13 protein-coding genes and 6 pseudogenes are annotated in these 18,518 nt (G+C 52.5%); 18 read left to right on the forward strand and 1 reads right to left on the reverse strand.

What is annotated here, in order from left to right; genetic code table 11:
- The 10 genes and pseudogenes from P378_RS15480 to P378_RS15520 all read left to right on the forward strand — a co-directional run.
- The coding region (locus tag P378_RS15480; RefSeq protein ID WP_180261138.1) for a sporulation protein YqfD at positions 1-369 on the forward strand (369 nt) is incomplete at its 5' end.
- Positions 366-1,328: a PhoH family protein gene (locus P378_RS15485; protein ID WP_099083885.1), complete on the forward strand. Its 963-nt coding sequence runs from the start codon at positions 366-368 to the stop codon at positions 1,326-1,328. The genes P378_RS15480 and P378_RS15485, both read left to right, overlap by 4 nt.
- A 33-nt stretch (positions 1,329-1,361) precedes the next feature.
- Positions 1,362-3,521, forward strand: a pseudogene (locus P378_RS15490) (HD family phosphohydrolase).
- Positions 3,502-3,962: pseudogene (gene ybeY / locus P378_RS15495) on the forward strand (rRNA maturation RNase YbeY). Before P378_RS15490 ends, ybeY begins: the two co-directional pseudogenes overlap by 20 nt.
- Before the next feature lie 247 nt (positions 3,963-4,209).
- Positions 4,210-4,496, forward strand: a pseudogene (locus tag P378_RS15500) (diacylglycerol kinase family protein).
- Between the two features lie 111 nt (positions 4,497-4,607).
- Positions 4,608-5,012 carry a cytidine deaminase gene (locus tag P378_RS15505; protein ID WP_099083886.1) on the forward strand — a complete coding sequence of 135 codons (405 nt, stop codon included), beginning with the start codon at positions 4,608-4,610 and terminating at the stop codon, positions 5,010-5,012.
- A 166-nt stretch (positions 5,013-5,178) separates the two neighbouring features.
- Positions 5,179-6,087, forward strand: coding sequence for a GTPase Era (gene era, locus P378_RS15510; protein WP_099083887.1), 909 nt, complete (start codon positions 5,179-5,181; stop codon positions 6,085-6,087).
- A 16-nt stretch (positions 6,088-6,103) separates the two neighbouring features.
- A complete protein-coding gene (locus tag P378_RS22250; protein ID WP_238473316.1) occupies positions 6,104-6,439 on the forward strand; it encodes a magnesium transporter MgtE N-terminal domain-containing protein in 336 nt (111 codons plus the stop codon).
- Between the two features lie 5 nt (positions 6,440-6,444).
- Positions 6,445-7,452: a magnesium transporter gene (gene mgtE / locus P378_RS15515; RefSeq protein ID WP_238473317.1), complete on the forward strand. Its 1,008-nt coding sequence runs from the start codon at positions 6,445-6,447 to the stop codon at positions 7,450-7,452.
- A 157-nt stretch (positions 7,453-7,609) separates the two neighbouring features.
- Positions 7,610-8,830: an S-layer homology domain-containing protein gene (locus P378_RS15520; RefSeq protein ID WP_099083888.1), complete on the forward strand. Its 1,221-nt coding sequence runs from the start codon at positions 7,610-7,612 to the stop codon at positions 8,828-8,830.
- Between the two features lie 162 nt (positions 8,831-8,992).
- On the opposite strand, the gene P378_RS15525 is transcribed toward P378_RS15520, so the two are convergent.
- Positions 8,993-9,547 carry a UbiX family flavin prenyltransferase gene (locus P378_RS15525; RefSeq protein ID WP_099083894.1) on the reverse strand — a complete coding sequence of 185 codons (555 nt, stop codon included), beginning with the start codon at positions 9,545-9,547 and terminating at the stop codon, positions 8,993-8,995.
- 271 nt (positions 9,548-9,818) lie between these two features.
- Between P378_RS15525 and recO the strand changes: the two genes are divergently transcribed.
- From recO to ppdK, 8 genes and pseudogenes are all read left to right on the forward strand, one after another.
- Positions 9,819-10,589 (forward strand): DNA repair protein RecO, encoded by a 771-nt coding sequence (gene recO / locus P378_RS15530; RefSeq protein ID WP_099083889.1) that lies wholly within the window; start codon positions 9,819-9,821, stop codon positions 10,587-10,589.
- Positions 10,590-10,616: 27 nt separating this feature from the next.
- A complete protein-coding gene (locus P378_RS15535) occupies positions 10,617-11,066 on the forward strand; it encodes a DUF4342 domain-containing protein (RefSeq protein ID WP_099083890.1) in 450 nt (149 codons plus the stop codon).
- Positions 11,067-11,145: 79 nt separating this feature from the next.
- Positions 11,146-11,283: a hypothetical protein gene (locus P378_RS19825; RefSeq protein ID WP_180261139.1), complete on the forward strand. Its 138-nt coding sequence runs from the start codon at positions 11,146-11,148 to the stop codon at positions 11,281-11,283.
- A 124-nt stretch (positions 11,284-11,407) separates the two neighbouring features.
- A pseudogene (glyQ, locus tag P378_RS15540) lies at positions 11,408-12,293 on the forward strand (glycine--tRNA ligase subunit alpha).
- Positions 12,286-14,372: pseudogene (glyS, locus tag P378_RS15545) on the forward strand (glycine--tRNA ligase subunit beta). The pseudogenes glyQ and glyS overlap by 8 nt, the downstream one beginning before the upstream one ends.
- A 116-nt stretch (positions 14,373-14,488) precedes the next feature.
- Complete coding sequence (gene ccpN, locus P378_RS15550; RefSeq protein WP_099083891.1) at positions 14,489-15,124, forward strand: transcriptional regulator CcpN; 636 nt, start codon at positions 14,489-14,491, stop codon at positions 15,122-15,124.
- The gene (locus P378_RS15555; RefSeq protein WP_099083892.1) at positions 15,102-15,968 is read left to right on the forward strand and encodes a pyruvate, water dikinase regulatory protein; all 867 of its coding nucleotides are present in this window, start codon (positions 15,102-15,104) and stop codon (positions 15,966-15,968) included. The genes ccpN and P378_RS15555 overlap by 23 nt, the downstream gene beginning before the upstream one ends.
- Positions 15,969-16,005: 37 nt before the next feature.
- Positions 16,006-18,518, forward strand: a pseudogene (gene ppdK, locus P378_RS15560) (pyruvate, phosphate dikinase); the annotation flags it as partial.

Here is an 18,518-nt window from a genome sequence, read left to right on the forward strand (position 1 = left end):
AAGGAAATAATCATATCAGGGCCCAAGGAATCCCCGTTCCAATATTACGAAGAGAAGCAGAATGTTAAAAGTCTGCCCAAATGGAGGAATCTTTCAATTCCCGTCGAACTTAGAACTGTGCAATACCTTGAAAAACTCAAGGAACGGATGAATTATGGTCAGGCAGGGGCCAAAAGAATTGCTGAACAAAAGGCTCTGGAAGAAGTGAACGCCAAGCTGCCCCAGGGGGCAAAGATCATGGAACGCCGGCTGGAACAAGTGAATACCGGCAGAGAGGAAGAACTTGTCAGAATAAAGGCTTTTGTAGAAACGGTAGAGGATATAGGCATTATCAAACCCTTCAAGGCAGCTGAGGAGGATAACGATTGACCGAACGTACTGAACAAAAGGTAGTTATAGGGGATCTTGAGGCAGCAGCCGAGATTTTTGGCAAACAGGACGAAAATATTAACTTGATTGAGCAAAGTTTAGGCATCCGGGTGGTGGCCAGGGGAGAAGAACTTACCCTCATTGGCACCCCGGAGCAAGTGGAGCAGGGGGAAGAAGTATTTTCCCAGTTGTTTGAATACTATAAGTCCGGCAACCATATTGGCAGGCATGAAATTAATTATGTGCTAAGGTCCGTAAAATCCGGCGTCAAACAGGCTCTGACCAATTTGGCCAAGGATGTTGTACTGGTTACTGCCAGGGGAAAGCAGGTTAAGCCCAAAACTTTAGGCCAAAAGGATTACATTCAAAATATCAGGAAAAACGATATTGTCTTTGCCATTGGCCCCGCCGGCAGCGGCAAAACCTACCTGGCGGTGGCCATGGCGGTGAATGCTTTGCGGAAAAAAGAAGTCAACCGTCTTATTCTCACCCGCCCCGCCGTGGAAGCGGGGGAAAAGTTGGGGTTTCTGCCCGGCGATTTGCAGGAAAAGATTGACCCCTACTTGAGACCTCTCTACGACAGTCTGTACGACATCTTAGGCTTGGATCACACACAAAAATACCTGGAAAGAAATATGATTGAAATAGCGCCCCTTGCCTACATGAGAGGCAGAACGTTGGAGGATGCCTTTATTATCCTGGACGAAGCCCAGAATACCACACCCGAGCAAATGAAAATGTTTTTAACCCGGTTGGGCTTTGGCTCCAAGGCAGTGATTACGGGAGATATTACCCAAATCGACCTGCCCAAGGGAACCAGCTCCGGTCTGGTAGACGCCAAAAGAGTGCTGGAAGGAGTCAAGGGCATTGCCTTCCAGTGGATGACCGGGGCGGATATTGTGCGCCACCCCCTTGTGATGGAGATTATCCGGGCTTACGAACAGCAGGCTGAACAGTAGGACAGGCCTCTTTGTAGGTCGGGGAGTGATTTTATGCTTTCATGGCGAGAAATCGGAGGAGGCCTTGTCAGAGGCCTTAAATATCTTTTCAAAAACAAAAATTTTAGACGTTATGTTGCAGCAGGTTTGTTTTTCGTGCTAATGACCTTACTGGTATCCTTTGAATTTGTCCCCCAAAAGGTGAACCTGCAGGTGGGGCAGATTTCTCCTTCCACCATTTATGCTCCCAAGAGCGTGGTTTACGTTGACCAGGAAAAAACCGCGGAAGAACGTAGGAGGGCTATGGAGAAGGTACCCCGGGTGCCGGAAATCAATGAGGGCATTTCCGCCGCCGTACGCCAGGATATTACCCAGGTATTGCAGGATGTCAAGTCGGTTCAGGCAGACGCACAAACCGAAACGGCTGCAAAAATGACCCGGTTAAAATCACTGGTGCCTTTTCATTTAACGGAACAAACCCTGGAAAAGCTGGCCACCGGCAACCCGCTGAACACCGACCAGCTGGCCGAAGGGATTTCCGCTGTCCTGACCGAGGTGCTGGACCAGGGAGAGGGCATTACGGCTGACCGCCTGGCGGAGGCAAAGGATGCGGCCGCAGGTAAAATTGCAGCCAGGCAGTTCTCAGAGCCCTATCGACTGCTGGGTCAGGGATTGGTCCGTCATTTTCTGCGCGCCAATGCCTTTTTTGATGATGAAAAATACCGCCTGTTGCAGCAGGAGGCAGCCGAGAGCGTGCCTCCGGTGCGGGTGAGTATTCAATTTAGAGAAAGAATTATCAGCCAGGGCGATGTGGTAACGGACGAACACATCGCAAAACTGCAGGCCCTCGGTTTATCCAGACCCCAGCATACCTTTGCCACACTTTTTGGCACGGCATTACTGGTGGCCTTGTTAATGGCGGTGGTGTTGCTTTATACCTATATCCATCATAAGGATATCTACCGCAATGGCAGTTACCTCAACCTAATCGGTATTATCAGTCTGATCACACTGATTGTGTCCCGGGCGGTCATGGCCATCAATATGAGCCAGTGGCCGGAGTTTGGGGCTCTCTTTGGTTATCTGGCCCCTTTGGCGGCGGCCGGCATGCTGATCACCATTTTGCTGGATTCAAGACTGGCGCTGCTGCTGGTGATGAACCTGGCCCTGCTGTTGGGGGTTATGTCCGGCAACCAGTTTCACTTTGGTTTGGTTGGCTTTGTAGGCGGCGTCAGCGGCGTCTACAGTGTTTCCAAGTTAAGCCAGCGAGGAGACCTGGTGCGGGCCGGTATTTACGTGGGAGCCACCAATGTGGTGATTATCGCCATTGTAGGGCTTATTACCGGAGTCCCCTGGTACCTGCTGGTGACCTCGTCCCTGACCCTGGGCATCGCCAACGGGCTGCTGTCCTCCATCCTGACCAACGGGGCCCTGCCTTATTTGGAAACCAGKTTTGGCATTACTTCAACCGTCAGACTGYKGRRKTKKYCMAACCSRAMMAMCCCGCTGCTGAARAAGCTTTTAACCGAAGCCCCCGGGAGCTATCACCACAGTATTTTAGTGGGTAATCTCGCCGAGGCGGCAGCTGAGAGTGTGGGGGCGGAGCCGCTGGTGGTCCGGGTCGGGGCCTACTATCATGACATCGGTAAGATCAAGCGGCCCTATTTCTTCATTGAAAACCAGTTGGGTGAAGACAACCCTCACGACAAAATAGCCCCCACGTTAAGCACCTTGATTCTGACGTCCCACGTCAAGGATGGGGTGGAACTGGCCAGGGAGCACAAATTGCCCCAGCCGATCATTGACATTATCGAGCAGCATCACGGCAAAAGCCTGGTCAGCTATTTTTATCATAAGGCTCTGGAAGGAGACCGCACCGAGTCTGTGAATGAAGAAGATTTTCGCTACGAAGGGCCCAAGCCCAGAACCAAGGAAGCGGCTATCGTGATGCTGGCCGATAACATCGAGGCAGCCGTCCGTTCTTTGCAAAACCCCACCGCAGGCAGGGTGGAAGGGTTGGTGCGAAAAATTATTAAAGACCGGCTGATGGACGGCCAACTGGATGAGTGCAATCTGACCTTCAAAGACTTGGATGCAATCGCCAACAGTTTCCTACGGGTACTCTCGGGTATTTTCCATAACCGCATCGAGTACCCGGACATGAAACAGGAGATGGAAAGGAGAAAGAACCCGCATGCCGGTTCTCGTAAGTAATCTGCAGGAAAAAATAACAGTGGCGACACCCTGGTTAAACTGGTAGAAGCCGTGATTATGGAAAGTTTGCAGTCTGAGGGCTATTCGACGGAAGCCGAAGTAGGATTAATTTTTGTGGACGACAATTACATACGAAGTTTAAATGCGGAATACCGGGGCATTGATAAAGTAACCGACGTCTTATCCTTTGCTTTAAACGAAGGAGAGGCCATGCCCGAAGAGGAGGAAGCGGAAGATCTGCTGGGAGATATCGTGATCTCACTGCCCACCGCCCGGCGTCAGGCAGAGGAATACGGACACAGCTTTGAACGGGAAGTTGCTTACCTCACCGCTCACGGATCTTTGCATCTCCTGGGATACGACCATCAAACCGAAGAGGACAAGCAGGTTATGCGGGAAAAGGAAGAGGCAATTTTGGACCGGCTGAACATTTTACGCTAAAGGGTATTTCTTTGGGATCAGGCCATTAGCCTTTCAGGCATTCCCCGGGGTCCTGTTGTTAGACTTTGTGGTAATGCTTTAGGCCCAAGTATTTTAATTCAATTGCTAGCAACAGGACCCAAAAGAAATACCCCAAAGGAATGCAGTATTAGTCCATATACTGAAAGGTTAATCGTCAATGTGGTTTCTAAAAAGTTTTGGTCATGCATTATCCGGGATCCTTTACGCGTTACGGACCCAAAGAAATATGAAGGTTCACTTTGTTGCCGCCATGCTGGTCGTAACCGTGAGCCTTTTTTTGCGTTTATCCTCTTCCGAATGGGTGGACGTTATTTTTGCCATCTTTTTTGTACTGGCTGCCGAGTGTGCTAATACGGCCATCGAAGCGTGGTGGACTTATCCTCCCCACAAAAACACCCCCTGGCCAAGACAGCCAAAGACTGCGCCGCCGGGGCCGTGCTCCTGGCAGCCATCAATGCTTTAATGGTAGCATATTTTGTGTTGTGGCCGAAAATCTTAAAAGTATTTCTTTAGAATCCAGCTTTTCCCCAAAAGGGGTTAGCCCCCCTACTGATCAAAAGAAATAATCCAAAGGCTATCAACTTAACCCCAAAGGAATGCAGCATTAGTCAAGGAGGTGTTTAAATGACTGTCTCAGCGGAGAAACTTATAGAGATGGCCAGGGAGGCCAGAGAAAAGGCCTATGTTCCCTATTCCAAGTTTAAAGTGGGAGCTGCTCTGTTAACCAAAGACGGCAAAATTTTTACCGGCTGCAATGTGGAAAATGCTTCCTACGGCCTTACCTGTTGCGCCGAACGCACGGCGGTTTTTAAGGCTGTTTCGGAAGGATGCAAAGAATTTGACTCTATCGCCGTGATGGCGGATGTGCCGACCCTCTGCAGCCCCTGCGGCGCCTGCCGCCAGGTATTATCCGAATTTGGCGGAAAAATCAAGGTACATATGGCGAATCTGAAGGGCGGTTATGTCAGTAAAACGGTAGAGGAACTGCTTCCAGGTTATTTTACTGCCGAAGACATGGAAAAAGTATAAGGACACAATGCTACGGGGTATTGCCTTTAGCCCTCAGCTCTTAGCTAAAGAATAAAAAAGCCGATGGCTGATGGCCGATGGCAAGACCCCAAAGGAATACCCTTAAGCCAACAGCGAACAGCCAAACAGCTGTGGGACTACCTTTTTGCAAGGAGGTTATTAAACCATGCTCAACACTCCGGAAGGATACCGCTCCGGTTTTGTAGCTTTAGTAGGGCGGCCCAATGTAGGGAAATCAACTTTGTTGAACAAACTGGTTGGTCAAAAGGTTGCCATTATGTCGGACAAACCCCAGACCACCCGGCATAAAATCCACTCGGTGCTCAGCCGAAATGACGCCCAAATTGTTTTCCTTGACACGCCGGGTATCCATAAACCAAGACATAAACTGGGAGAATACATGGTGGATGTTGCCCTGGGAGCCCTCAAGGAAGTGGACGTGGTGTTATTTCTGGTGGAAGCCACCGGTCCGCCCGGTTCCGGAGACCGGTACATTGCTGAACAACTACAGGGAATTCAGACACCTGTTTTTCTTATGATCAATAAAATAGACCTGGTCAAGAAGGAAGCGGTGCTGGGTTTAATCAACAGCTACAAAGACCTGCTGCCCTTCGCGGAAGTCATTCCCGTTTCTGCTCTGGACGGGGAGAATGTGGACCGGTTGATCGACACCATTATTCGATACCTGCCGGAAGGCCCCCGGTATTACCCGGCGGATATGGTCACCGACCGGCCGGAACGGTTCATTATGGCCGAAATCATCCGGGAAAAGGTGCTGCAGCTTACCAGTGAAGAAGTGCCCCATTCGGTGGCCGTGGTGGTGGAACAGATCCAGGAGAGGAACAACGGTGTGGTGGCTATAAACGCCGTCATTTATACCGAGCGGGATTCCCAAAAGGCCATCTTGATTGGCAAGGGTGGTTCCATGCTCAAGGAAGTGGGGCGTCGCGCCAGGGAAGAAATAGAAAATCTGCTGGGGTCAAAGGTTTATTTAGAGCTTTGGGTGAAAGTGAAAAAGGATTGGCGAAACAAGATGGCCGATCTCAGAAATTTCGGCTTTATGGAGGAAGAATAACCGGGGGGATGCAGATTTGCAGCGGCCCGTAGGGGAAAGAACCCTAACAGTTGAAGAATGCTTACATCAACTTAATGAAAAGAAGCTGCGGGACTGCTTGGAGGACCTGCATCCCGCAGATGTTGCCGAAGCCCTTCCCCGGGTATCCCTGGCCCAAAGGGTTCGTGTTATGCGGGCGGCCGGACCGGAAAGGGCCGCTTTGATTTTGTATGAGCTGGACCGGGATATCGTCCCCCCCTTAATTGAGGCCCTGGGGCCCAAGAGGCTGGCGGAAGTATTAAACGACATGTCCGATGATGATGCAGCCGATATTCTGGCGAACTGCCGGAAAGCCAAAAGGACCAACTTCTGAACCTGATGGAGGACGCCGAGGCTGAGGATGTGCGGGAGCTTCTGAAATACGGCAAGGATACCGCCGGCGGCATTATGACCACCGAGTATGTGTCCCTGAAAGAAGATATCACCGTCGCCCGGGCCATTGAACACCTGCGGGAAGAGGGTTCTGAAGTTGAGACCATATATTACGTTTACTCCATCAACGAAAACGCAGAGTTAACGGGCGTCATTTCCCTGCGGCAGCTTATTACGGCCCCGCCCGACGCCCGGCTTGAGCAAGTGGTAACCCGGCGGGTCGTCAGCGCCAACGTGTGGGATGACCAGGAAAAGGTCGCCCGGATGGTGGCGAAATATGACATTATTGCCATCCCGGTGGTCAACGACCAAAACCAGCTGCTGGGAATTATAACCGTGGACGATGTGCTGGACGTTCTGGAAGAGGAGGCCACCGAGGACATCCTGAAGCTGGCCAACCTGGATGCGGAAGGCCAGGATTTGGTGGAGACCGGCCCCTGGCAGAGGGCAAGCAAACGACTGCCCTGGTTGGTGGGTCTGTTATTCGGGGGACTCATCGCAGGCAATGTCATTGAGAGTTTCTCAGGGACTCTGGAAAAGGTTACAGCGCTGGCGTTTTTTATGACGGCCATGGCCGGTGGCCCGGGGAATGCGGCCACCCAATCCCTGGCCCTGGTGGTGCGGGGACTGGCCACAGGGGAGGTGGACCAGCGGCGTTTGCTGAAGGCCATTTTGAAAGAAGCCCAGGTGGGGGTTATCGTGGGTATCGTAAGCGGTTCGGTCCTGGCCCTGGTGGCGGTGCTGTGGCAGGGCCAACCCACCCTGGGTTTTGTTGTGGGTTTGGCTCTGGGAATTAATATCACCATTTCCACCATACTGGGCAGTTTTTTTCCGGTGATTATTCATCGTTTAGGCGCTGACCCGGCAGTTGCCTCCGGCCCCTTTATATCCACCCTGATGGATGTCACCAGCATGTTCATCTACTTCGGCCTGGCCACCTGGCTGCTGCTCTAATATCCCTTGCTTTATCAAACGGCGAACTTAGACTCGCCGTTTTTGCTTTTGGGACTAAAAAATAGGACAAATGGACTAGAACAAACCCCATCAAAATGTGATAAATTTTCGTAATAAAGAACATAAGAAAATAATTCCAGATAAAGGAGTGTTTTTAATGAGCAAACTCAGGACAGCCATAATCACGTCAGCCCTGGTAGGAGCTCTGCTGGTGGGCGGCGCTGCAGCGGATGCGGCCCCGGGACAAGGAAAAGGGTCCTCCTCCAAAGGCGGTAACCCTTCCGGCAGCCAGGTGCAAAAAGGCGGCAACCATGTAACCGTTAAAGAGAAAAAAGAAACTGCCATTCAGGCCAAGCAATCTAACAAGGCAGACCGTGCAGTAAAGTTCCAGGCAAAGAAAGAAGCCAAAGCCTTTAAGGACACCGGCAAACACTGGGCCCAAGTTCCTATTCAACGGCTGCAACTGCTGGGTGTTGTTTCCGGTTTCCCCGACGGTGGTTTCCACCCCGAGGACCCCGTGACTGAAGAGCAGGTCATTGCCATGGTTATGGGCGCTCTGGATACCCAGGAGACGACCCTTGAAGAAACCATCGGTACAGCGGAACAAACCGGCGCCACTGCAGAGCAGCCCACCGAAGAGGAAACAGCCACCGGAGAAACCGGCACAGAGGATGAACTCAGTGATGTTCCGGACTGGGCCAAGGGAGTTGTAACTAAGGCCAAAGCCAAGGGAATCATTAACCTTAACCGCTTCCACTCCGGCGTTCAGGCCAGCCGGGTGCAGTCTATGGTCTGGGTTGCCAAGGCCATGGGATTGGAGCCGGTGGACACCTCCAGCCTACCTTTTAAAGACGGTCTTTTAGTATCCCCGGAAGATATCGGCTATGTCATGGCCCTGTATAACGAAGGAATTGTCAAAGGGGGCCCCGGCGGCATGCTGAACCCCAACAGTTCCATTACCCGGGCCCAGATTGCCGCTCTTATTGACAGGGTTCTCACCGAACAACAGCAGCAAAACCAGGACGCCAATGCACTTCAGGCAGTTGAAACGGTGGACGGCAACCAGGTGCTGAAAATTGGCACAGGCGATAATGCCAGCGAAGTGGTTCTAGCTCAAGATGCCGTCATCTTCGTTAACGGTCAGAGGGCCGAAGCATCCGATCTGGTAGCCGGTTCCCCGGTAAGAGTGGTGACCAATGAAGAAGGCCAGGCCGTTTTAATTGAACAAACCGTTGAGACAACTCAGCAAGAGAATGCATCAACGGATACAAATACAGATACAACAACTGAGGAGAGTACCGAGGGCAATACAACCACTGCCGGTGAGACAGAAACTACCGGGGAAAATGCCACTGCTGACACGGGTGCTGCTTCCTAACGACAAGTAAAATATAAGGTAAACATAATTGAGCCACGCAATGCGTGGCTCAAAGTGTTAATAAATAAGGGTTACTCTCTCCGAATTGGCAAGAGCGTTCCGTTATCCACAGCGAACGACTTAACTGTCTTGTACCCATGAGGCACTTAACAAGCGGCGTAATCACTCAGTCCACCTTTTCACAAGGTCGTTCTCCAGTCCCAAGCGGTCCAGAATACGTCCTACCGTCTGGTCAACGATGTCCTGGACGGATGCAGGCCGGTGGTAAAACGTAGGCATGGGAGGCAGAATCACCGCCCCGGCTCGCGCCAGTTTTAGCATGTTTTCCAGATGAATGACGTTTAAGGGCGTTTCCCTTGGCACCAAAATCAAAGGCCGGCCTTCCTTCAGAGTGACATCGGCAGCCCGGACGATCAGGTTTTCAGCGTAACCATGGGCCAGTCCCGCCAGCGTTTTCATGCTGCAAGGGGCGATCACCATCCCCTGGTGCCGGAAGGACCCGCTGGATATGGCAGCCGCCAGGTCATCCTCAGCATAAAAAACGTCTGCCAGTTCAGCCACTTCTCCCGGTGTATAGGATGTTTCCAGCTCAATGGTGCGCCTGGCCCACCGGCTCAGAATAAGGTGGGTTTTCACATCCATTTTTTTTAATTGCTTTAAAAGGGTGATTCCGTATAGTACACCGGTAGCCCCGGTGATCGCAACAACAATACGCAAGCGCATCTCCTCCCTCCACCATTGTACAAGAATTTCAAGAAAATTCAAAGCAAGGAAAGAAGAAACGGCTAAAATCTCCAGAACCGTCATAGAAGTGCGCAAAACCACGGCGGCCTTAATCATTTACAAGATTCTGACCAGATGGGGTTATCTAAATAATCTGCTATTATTTTGTCCCGAAGAATACCGTAATTTACGTTATAATAGGATTAAAATAACGTAATTCACGATATTTTTCTAAGTAACTTCAGAAAGGTGACAGGGTCTCCCGATGAAACTTTATAAACTAGACGCCATTGTTTTAAAATCCAGGGATATGCGGGAAGCGGATAAAATTATCACCTTATATTCTGTCCAAAGGGGAAAGCAAAGGGCGGTGGCCCACGGGGCCGCCAAACCAAACAGCCGTAAGCGGGGGGCTGTGCAGCCCTTTTGCTATTCCACCTTTATGATGCACCAGGGTAGAGAACTGGATTCGGTGAGCCAGGCCGAGCTGCGGGAAGCCTTTCCGGAAGTAAGGCTGGAATTGAACCGGCTGACCGCAGCCTCCTATGTGGCGGAGTTGACGGATGGTTTTGTGGGAGAAGGAGAGCCCAACCAGGGCATTTTCGCCCTGCTGCTCAGCACCCTGCACCTGCTTGCCGCGGGGGAAACGGAAATGGCCATGCGGGCCTTTGAGGCCAGATTAATCGGCCTGGCCGGCTTTAAGCCGGAACTGAATGCCTGCTCCGGTTGTGGGGAACCCCTGACAGAAACAAAAATTCGTTTCAGCGCCAACCTGGGTGGCCTGCTTTGCCAGGCATGCGCATCTGCAGAAAATAAAATCACGGTATTTAACCGGGGAACATTGGAAGTGCTGAAGACACTTTACCGCTGGAAATTAACAAAGCTTCATCAACTTAAAGTGCCGGAGATTCTCCGGCAGGAACTAAGCGCCCTGCTCCGGGCATATATTGAATATAACCTGGAAAAAAGACTTAAAACGACGGAATTTCTGGATAGATTGTATAAAAGTAGCCCTGGCAGGGGTACAAATATATAGTACAAAGGACTAAGGGAGGAATGCTCTGTGACCAGTGAATTGGAAAAAATAGACCTTCTGCGTGCCCGGCTGGGTGTTGGCTACAAAGAGGCGAAAGAGGCCCTGGACGCAGCCGAGGGAGATGTTGTACAGGCCTTGATTAAGCTGGAAGAGAAAAACAGAAACTGGAATGAAAAACTGCACGGTAAAGGCAATGAGGTGGTAGGGCAATTTAAGGCGCTTATTGAAAAGGGTCAAAAGACGAAAGTAAAAATTAAGAAGGATGACAATACCGTTGTGGAATTTCCCGCCACGCTGGGGGCCCTGGGGGTGCTGGGGGCGATGGCCAGCACGCCGGTGTTAATTGTGGGCGCCCTGGGCACCATTGCCGGGTTGGCCAATAATTACCGCCTGGAGTTTGGCGAGCAAAAAGATAACTGGCAGCCCGAGGTGGAGATACCCGAGGATGAGGTTCCGGGTGAATCTCCCAAACATTAAAACTATTGACATTACCCCGGTCTTTTGGTAGATTTTTTGGTATGGTGAATTGAAAAATTCGCGATGAAGGAAAGGTTATTTGGCAGAACGTTTTTTGCAGCGAGCCGGGACGGTGGAAGCCGGTAAAAGCAGGCCAAATACGGGGGTTCCCGAGCGGCAGGGGGAAAGCCTGTTTATCAGGTCAGTAAATCCTGCAAACAATGAAGGCGGGCTGTGAAAACAGCCAAACAGGGTGGAACCGCGGGAAGCATCTCCCGTCCCTGACGTACTGTCAGGGGCGGGAGTTTTTATTTTGAAGCTTGTCACATTACAACCAAATAAGAACAGGAGGAAGATGAATTTTGAATTTCCAGGAATTAATATTGGCCCTCAATAAATTCTGGGCCGAACAAAACTGCATTATCCAGCAGCCCTACGACATTGAAAAGGGCGCCGGCACCATGAACCCGGCCACCTTTTTACGGGCCCTGGGCCCGGAACCCTGGCGGGTGGCCTATGTGGAGCCGTCCCGCCGTCCCACCGACGGCCGTTACGGGGAAAACCCCAACCGGCTGCAGCACTATTTCCAATACCAGGTCATTCTCAAGCCCTCCCCGGATGATGTCATCCCTGTTTATTTGGATTCCCTGCGGGCCATCGGCATCGATCCGGACAAGCATGATATCCGCTTTGTGGAAGACAACTGGGAGTCCCCCACTGGGCGCCTGGGGTTTGGGTTGGGAAGTGTGGCTGGACGGCATGGAAGTCACCCAGTTTACCTATTTCCAGCAGTGCGGCGGCATCGACTGCCGTCCGGTCAGCGCTGAAATCACCTATGGCCTGGAAAGGCTGGCCATGTTTATTCAGCAGAAAGACAGCGTCTTTGACATCCTTTGGGTGGACGACATCACCTACGGGGACGTTTACCACCAGAACGAAGTGGAGCAGTCCGGCTACAACTTTGAAGTGGCCAACACCGAAATGCTCTTTGATTTATTTGACATGTATGAGACCGAGGCCAACCGCATCCTGGAAAAGGGACTGGTGCTACCTGCCTATGATTATGTTTTAAAATGCTCCCATACCTTTAACCTGCTGGATGCCCGGGGAGCCATCAGTGTTTCCGAACGCCAGGGCTTTATTGCCCGGGTGCGGCAAATGGCCCGCGCCTGTGCCCAGGCCTATGTGGAACAGCGAGAAAAACTGGGATTCCCCCTGCTAAAGAAAGGTGGCAAAGTAAATGGCTAAAGACTTTTTACTTGAGATTGGCATCGAAGAAATGCCTGCCCGCTTCCTGGGACCGGCTTTGACACAATTAAAGGAACTCGCCGCCAAGACCCTGCAGGAGCAGAGAATTGAACACGGCGACATCCAGACCTGCGGCACCCCCCGCCGGCTGGTGCTTTACGTAAAAGGGGTGGCTGAACATCAAGCCGCTCTGGAAAAGGAAGTGAAAGGACCGGCCCAAAAGGCTGCTTACGATGTGGACGGCAATCCCACCAAGGCCCTGTTAGGATTTACACGCTCCCAGGGGGTCAGCCCGGAGGACCTGGTGGTGCGCAGCATCGGCCAGGTGGAATACCTTTATGCCCTGAAGCGGGAGGAAGGCCGCCCCACTGCCCGGGTGCTGGCGGAAATTTGTCCCGGCCTGATCACCGGCCTGCATTTCCCCAAACCCATGCGCTGGGGGGACCTGGAACTGCGTTTTGCCCGCCCCATTCGCTGGCTGCTATCCCTGTTCGGGGAAGAAGTGGTGCCCTTTGAACTGGCCGGTTTACAAGCGGACCGCTATACCTGCGGTCATCGATTCCTGGCCACCGGAGACCTGTCCATCTTGAATCCTGCGGACTACTTCACCAAAATACGGGCTGCCTACGTGCTGGTGGATCCCGTCGAGCGCAAAGAAATCATCTGGCAGCAGGTGCAGGAGTTGGCCGCCGCCGAAGGCGGCATGGTGGAAATGGACGAAGGCCTGCTGGATGAGATCACCAACATCCTGGAGTGGCCCACCGCCCTCTGCGGCAGCTTTGATCCGGACTATTTGAGACTTCCCCCGGCGGTTCTGGTGACTCCCATGCGGGAACACCAGCGCTATTTTCCGGTTTTAGACAAGGATGGAAAACTTTTAAATAAATTTATTGCTGTAAGAAACGGCACCAACGCATATATAGAAATTGTTACAGCCGGTAACGAAAAGGTACTGCGGGCCCGCCTGGCCGACGCCGCCTTCTTCTTTGAAGAGGATTTGAAGCAGCCCCTGGCAGGCAAAGTAAACGGCCTGAAAAAAGTGGTCTTCCTGGAAGGATTGGGCTCCATTGCCGACAAAGTGGACCGCATCGGTGCCCTGGCGGATCACCTGGCCGGGGAACTGGGGGCCGGCGAACAGGAAAAGGAAAAAGTCCAGCGGGCTGCCCTGCTGGCCAAGGCAGACCTGGTTACCAACATGGTTTACGAGTTTCCGGAGCTGCAGGGTGAAATGGGACGCGAATACGCCCTGCGCAACGGGGAGGACCCGGCGGTGGCCGAGGCCATCTTTGAACATTACCTGCCCCGTTTTGCCGGTGACCGCCTGCCTGAAACGCTGGCAGGCCGTGTCCTGAGCCTGGCCGACAAGATGGATACCATTGTCGGCTGCTTCGCCATCGGCATTCAGCCCACCGGTTCCCAGGACCCCTATGCCCTGCGCCGCCAGGCCCTGGGAATTTGTCACATTTTAATTGAAGGGAACATCCACCTTTCCCTCAAGCAGCTTATTGAATGGGCTTATCAAGGTTACAGCGAAGAAGTGGCATTAAAGCATGAACTGGCCCGGGTGACCGGTGAAATCGAAGAGTTCTTTAAACAGCGGCTCAAGGGCATCCTCAGCGACAGGGGCCTGTCCTATGATATCGTCGATGCGGTGCTGGCCGCCGGCTTTGACGACCTGGCCGACGTGGTGGACAGAGGGCTGGCCGTGGCCTCTTTCCGGGAGTTGCCGGCCTTCGGCGCCTGATGACCGCCTTTAACCGGGCCAACAGCCTGGCCAAACATGCAGCTTCCACGCAAATTCAGGAGGCCTATCTTGAGCACCCGGCGGAACAGGAATTGTACAGCCGGTTATCAGTTCTCCAAAAAGAAGTGCAGCCGCTCCTGGAAAAAAGGGATTATGCCGCCGCCCTGCAGCACATTGCCGGTATCCAGAAACCCCTGAATGCCTTCTTTGAAAGTGTCATGGTGATGGTGGAAAACGAGGCAGTCAAAACCAACCGCCTGGCCCTTTTAAAGAGGCTGGTTGAATTAAGTAAGAGTGTGGCAGATTTTAACAAGATTGTGGTAGAGGTTAAATAATTTTAAAAAATAACCCAAAAAGTTTCGTAAAAGTAGGGATTTTTTAAGCAAAATATTATATATTATAGGTATTGAATTTCAATTAGTATGTCACATTTAAGGTTGGGGATGAGGGGATGGAACTTTCCAAACGGCAGGAAACCATTATAGAAATCGTCAAACAGCATGGTCCCATCACCGGTGAGCAAATTGCGGAACAGCTCAACCTGACCAGATCGACACTGAGACCCGATTTATCCATTCTTACCATGGCAGGGTTGCTGGAGGCCCGTCCGCGGGTCGGGTATTTTTACAGCGGCAAAGCCGCGGACCGGGTGCCGGCGGATAAAATCACCCGCATCAAGGTAGGGGAGGTTAAATCGGTCCCCATTGTGGTGCCCGAGAACTGCACCGTTTATGATGCAGTGGTGACCATGTTTATTGAGGATGTGGGAACCCTGTACGTTGTCCGGGAAGGTGGCTTGCTGGAGGGCGTTGTGTCCCGCAAAGATCTTTTAAAGACCACCCTGGGTGGGCATGACATTCACAAGCTGCCGGTGGGCGTCATCATGACCCGCATGCCCAACGTCCACATGGCCCTGGAAAACGATTCGGTCTGGCTGGCATCCCACAAGCTGTTAACCCACGAGGTGGATTCCCTGCCCGTGGTAAGAGCTGTTCCAGGTACCAGAGATAAAGATTATGAAGTCACTGGGAGATTTTCTAAGACCAACGTAACCAGGCTCTTTATTGAATTGGGAGAAGGGTCTTGAGGAGGGGTTAACCATTATTGCGCCGAAAGACGATAATCCGGTGATCTACATCGTTTCCGATTCCATTGGTGAGACGGCGGAACTGGTGGCCAAGGCCGCTGCCAGCCAGTTTAACGGTGGGAACGTGCTGATTCGCCGGGTTCCCTATGTAAATGATCCCCAGGGTATTGTAGAGATTGTGGACGAAGCCCAGGGACAAAATTGTATTATTGCCTTTACCCTGGTTCTGCCGGAACTGCGGGAGGTTCTGGTACGGGAAGCCGATAAGCATCACATTCCCACAGTGGATATCATGGGCCCTTTTCTGGATGCCCTGACGCTGATCACCTCCGGTCCGCCCAAATTGGAACCGGGCCTGGTGCACAAGCTGGATGAGGAGTATTTCCGGCGGGTTGAGGCCATTGAATTTGCCGTAAAGTATGATGACGGCAAGGACCCCCGGGGCATTCTCAGGGCAGATCTGGTGATCTTAGGGGTATCCCGCACTTCCAAGACACCCCTCAGCATGTACCTGGCCCACAAGCGGATTAAAGCGGCCAACGTTCCACTGGTGCCGGAAGTGGCACCGCCCCAGGAGATTTTCAACCTGCCGCCCCACAAGGCCATCGGTTTAACCATTAAGCCGCAGCAGTTAAACGTCATTCGCACCGAGCGGCTGAAAACCCTCGGCCTGACATCCCATGCGGACTATGCCAGTCCGGAGCGTATTCTGAAGGAACTGGAATATGCCGAGGGAATTATGAAACGGGTGGGCTGCCCGGTCATCGATGTTACCAACAAGGCTGTGGAAGAAACCGCCAGCAAAGTGCTGGAGATTTATTACCGGGGCGAACGACACAAATGAGAAGTGAGATGTGAGAAGTTACTAGGAGGGAATTGAATTGGCAAGCAGAAAATACGTATATGCGTTTTCTGAAGGAAGAGCTGATATGAAAAGCCTTTTGGGCGGTAAAGGCGCGAACCTGGCGGAAATGACCAACATTGGCCTGCCGGTTCCCCCGGGCTTTACCATTACCACCGAGGCATGTAAAGAGTTTTACATAGCCGGGCGCAAATTCCCCGCGGGCATGGAAGAGGAAGTGGAGCAAAAGGTGGCCTGGCTGGAGCAAACCCTGGGCAAGAAATTCGGCGATCCCAGCGGACCTCTCCTGGTTTCTGTCCGCTCCGGCGCAGTCATATCCATGCCCGGGATGATGGACACCGTTCTGAACCTGGGCCTCAATGACCAAACCGTCACCGGTCTGGCTGCCAGCAGCGGCAATGCCCGCTGGGCCTATGATTGCTACCGCCGCTTTATTCAAATGTTTGGTAATGTTGTGCTGGATATCGAACATCACAAATTTGAAGCCTTTTTGGAGGAGCAAAAATACAAGAGAAACGTCCAGTTTGACAATCAATTGACTGCCGAAGATTGGCAGGAAGTAATTGAAAAATACAAGTTTATCGTTTGTAAGGAGACAGGAAAAGATTTCCCGCAGGACCCCAAGGAACAGCTCTACAGAGCCATTTATGCGGTATTCAATTCCTGGGAAAATGACCGTGCCATTATTTACCGCAAGATTCACAGAATTCCCGACGACCTGGGAACCGCTGTCAATGTACAGGCCATGGTGTTTGGCAACATGGGTGACGATTGCGGTACCGGTGTGGCTTTTACCCGCAACCCTTCCACCGGCGAAAAGGTTCTCTACGGCGAGTTTCTGACCAACGCCCAGGGGGAAGACGTGGTAGCCGGCATCCGTACCCCCCAGCCCATTGCCAAATTAGAAGAAGCAATGCCCGATGTTTACCAGCAGTTTGCCCGCACCTGCACGCTGCTGGAAAACCATTATAAAGATATGCAGGACATTGAATTCACCATTGAACGCAACCGGTTGTGGATGCTGCAGACCCGTAACGGCAAGCGCACGGCCCAGGCTGCCATTCGCATCGCAGTGGAGATGGTAAAAGAAGGCATTATTGGTAAAGAAACTGCCATTCTCCGTATCGATCCCGCTCAGTTGGACCAACTGCTGCACCGCCGCATCGACCCCAACGCCAAATTGGATGTGATCGCCAAAGGTTTACCGGCATCTCCTGGCTCTGCTTCCGGCTCCGTTGTGTTTAATGCGGACCTGGCAGAAAGTCTGAATGAACAGGGTCAAAGGGTAATCCTGGTGGGGACCGAAACCACACCGGACGACATCCACGGCATGGTGGCGGCCCAGGGGATTCTTACCTCCCGGGGCGGCATGACCAGCCACGCGGCCGTTGTGGCCCGGGGGATGGGAAAACCCTGTGTCTGCGGTTGCGAAGCCATCAAGATTGATTACGAAAACAAACGATTTATCGTTGGAGATATCGTTGTTAAGGACGGCGACATCATTTCCATTGACGGCTCCACCGGTCAGGTCATCCTGGGTGAAGTGCCCATGATTGAGCCCGAGCTGTCTGCGGAATTCCAGGAACTGTTACAGTGGGCCGATGAAATCCGTGCCCTGGGTGTCCGGGCCAACGCCGACACGCCGGAAGACGCTGCCAAGGCCAGAGAATTTGGTGCCGAAGGAATTGGCTTAACCCGTACCGAGCACATGTTCATGGCCCAGAACCGCCTGCCCATTGTACAGCAAATGATCCTGGCCACCGACATTGAAGAAAGGGCGGAGGCCCTGGCCAAACTGCTGCCCATGCAGGAAGAGGACTTCTACGGCATTTTGAAGGCCATGGAAAGCCTGCCGGTATGCATTCGCCTGCTGGACCCGCCGCTCCACGAATTCTTGCCCAATGCGGAAGAACTGGCGGTGGAAATCAGCCGCCTCAAACTGACCAACGGCAGCCCGGCGGAAATTAAACAAAAGGAAGACCTGCTGCGCAAAGTCAGTTCCCTGTCCGAGTTCAACCCCATGCTGGGTCACCGGGGCTGCCGCCTGGGTATTACCTGGCCGGAAGTATACGCTATGCAGGCCAGGGCCATTTTCCAGGCCACTGCCCGTTTGGTAAAGGAAGGCTTCAAGGTTGAACCGGAGGTGGAAATTCCCCTGGTAATTGAAGTAAAGGAACTGGCTTACCTGCGTCAACTGGTGGAGGGTGTAGCGGAAGAGGTAAAAGAAGCCACCGGCGTGGATTTCCACTACACGGTGGGCACCATGATCGAGGTACCCAGGCTGCACTGCTGGCCGATGAAATTGCTGCCCAGGCGGAATTCTTCTCCTTCGGCACCAACGACCTGACCCAAACCACCTTGGGCTTTTCCCGGGATGACGCCGAGGGCAAGTTTATGCAGCCCTACCTGGAAAAGAAAATCCTGGCGGATAACCCTTTATCGTGCTGGACCGCAAGGGCGTCGGCAAACTCATGCAGTGGACGGTCGAAAACGCCCGCCGGGTGAAACCCGACCTGTTAATCGGCATCTGCG

The sequence above is a fragment of the Desulforamulus profundi genome (assembly GCF_002607855.1).

Bases quoted from the DNA above. Each gene is read 5' to 3' on its own strand.
- ccpN (WP_099083891.1), top strand. From the start codon at position 14,489: ATGGAACTTTCCAAACGGCAGGAAACCATTATAGAAATCGTCAAACAG.
- era (WP_099083887.1), top strand. From the start codon at position 5,179: ATGCTCAACACTCCGGAAGGATACCGCTCCGGTTTTGTAGCTTTAGTA.
- mgtE (WP_238473317.1), top strand. From the start codon at position 6,445: ATGGAGGACGCCGAGGCTGAGGATGTGCGGGAGCTTCTGAAATACGGC.
- P378_RS15520 (WP_099083888.1), top strand. From the start codon at position 7,610: ATGAGCAAACTCAGGACAGCCATAATCACGTCAGCCCTGGTAGGAGCT.
- P378_RS15505 (WP_099083886.1), top strand. From the start codon at position 4,608: ATGACTGTCTCAGCGGAGAAACTTATAGAGATGGCCAGGGAGGCCAGA.
- recO (WP_099083889.1), top strand. From the start codon at position 9,819: ATGAAACTTTATAAACTAGACGCCATTGTTTTAAAATCCAGGGATATG.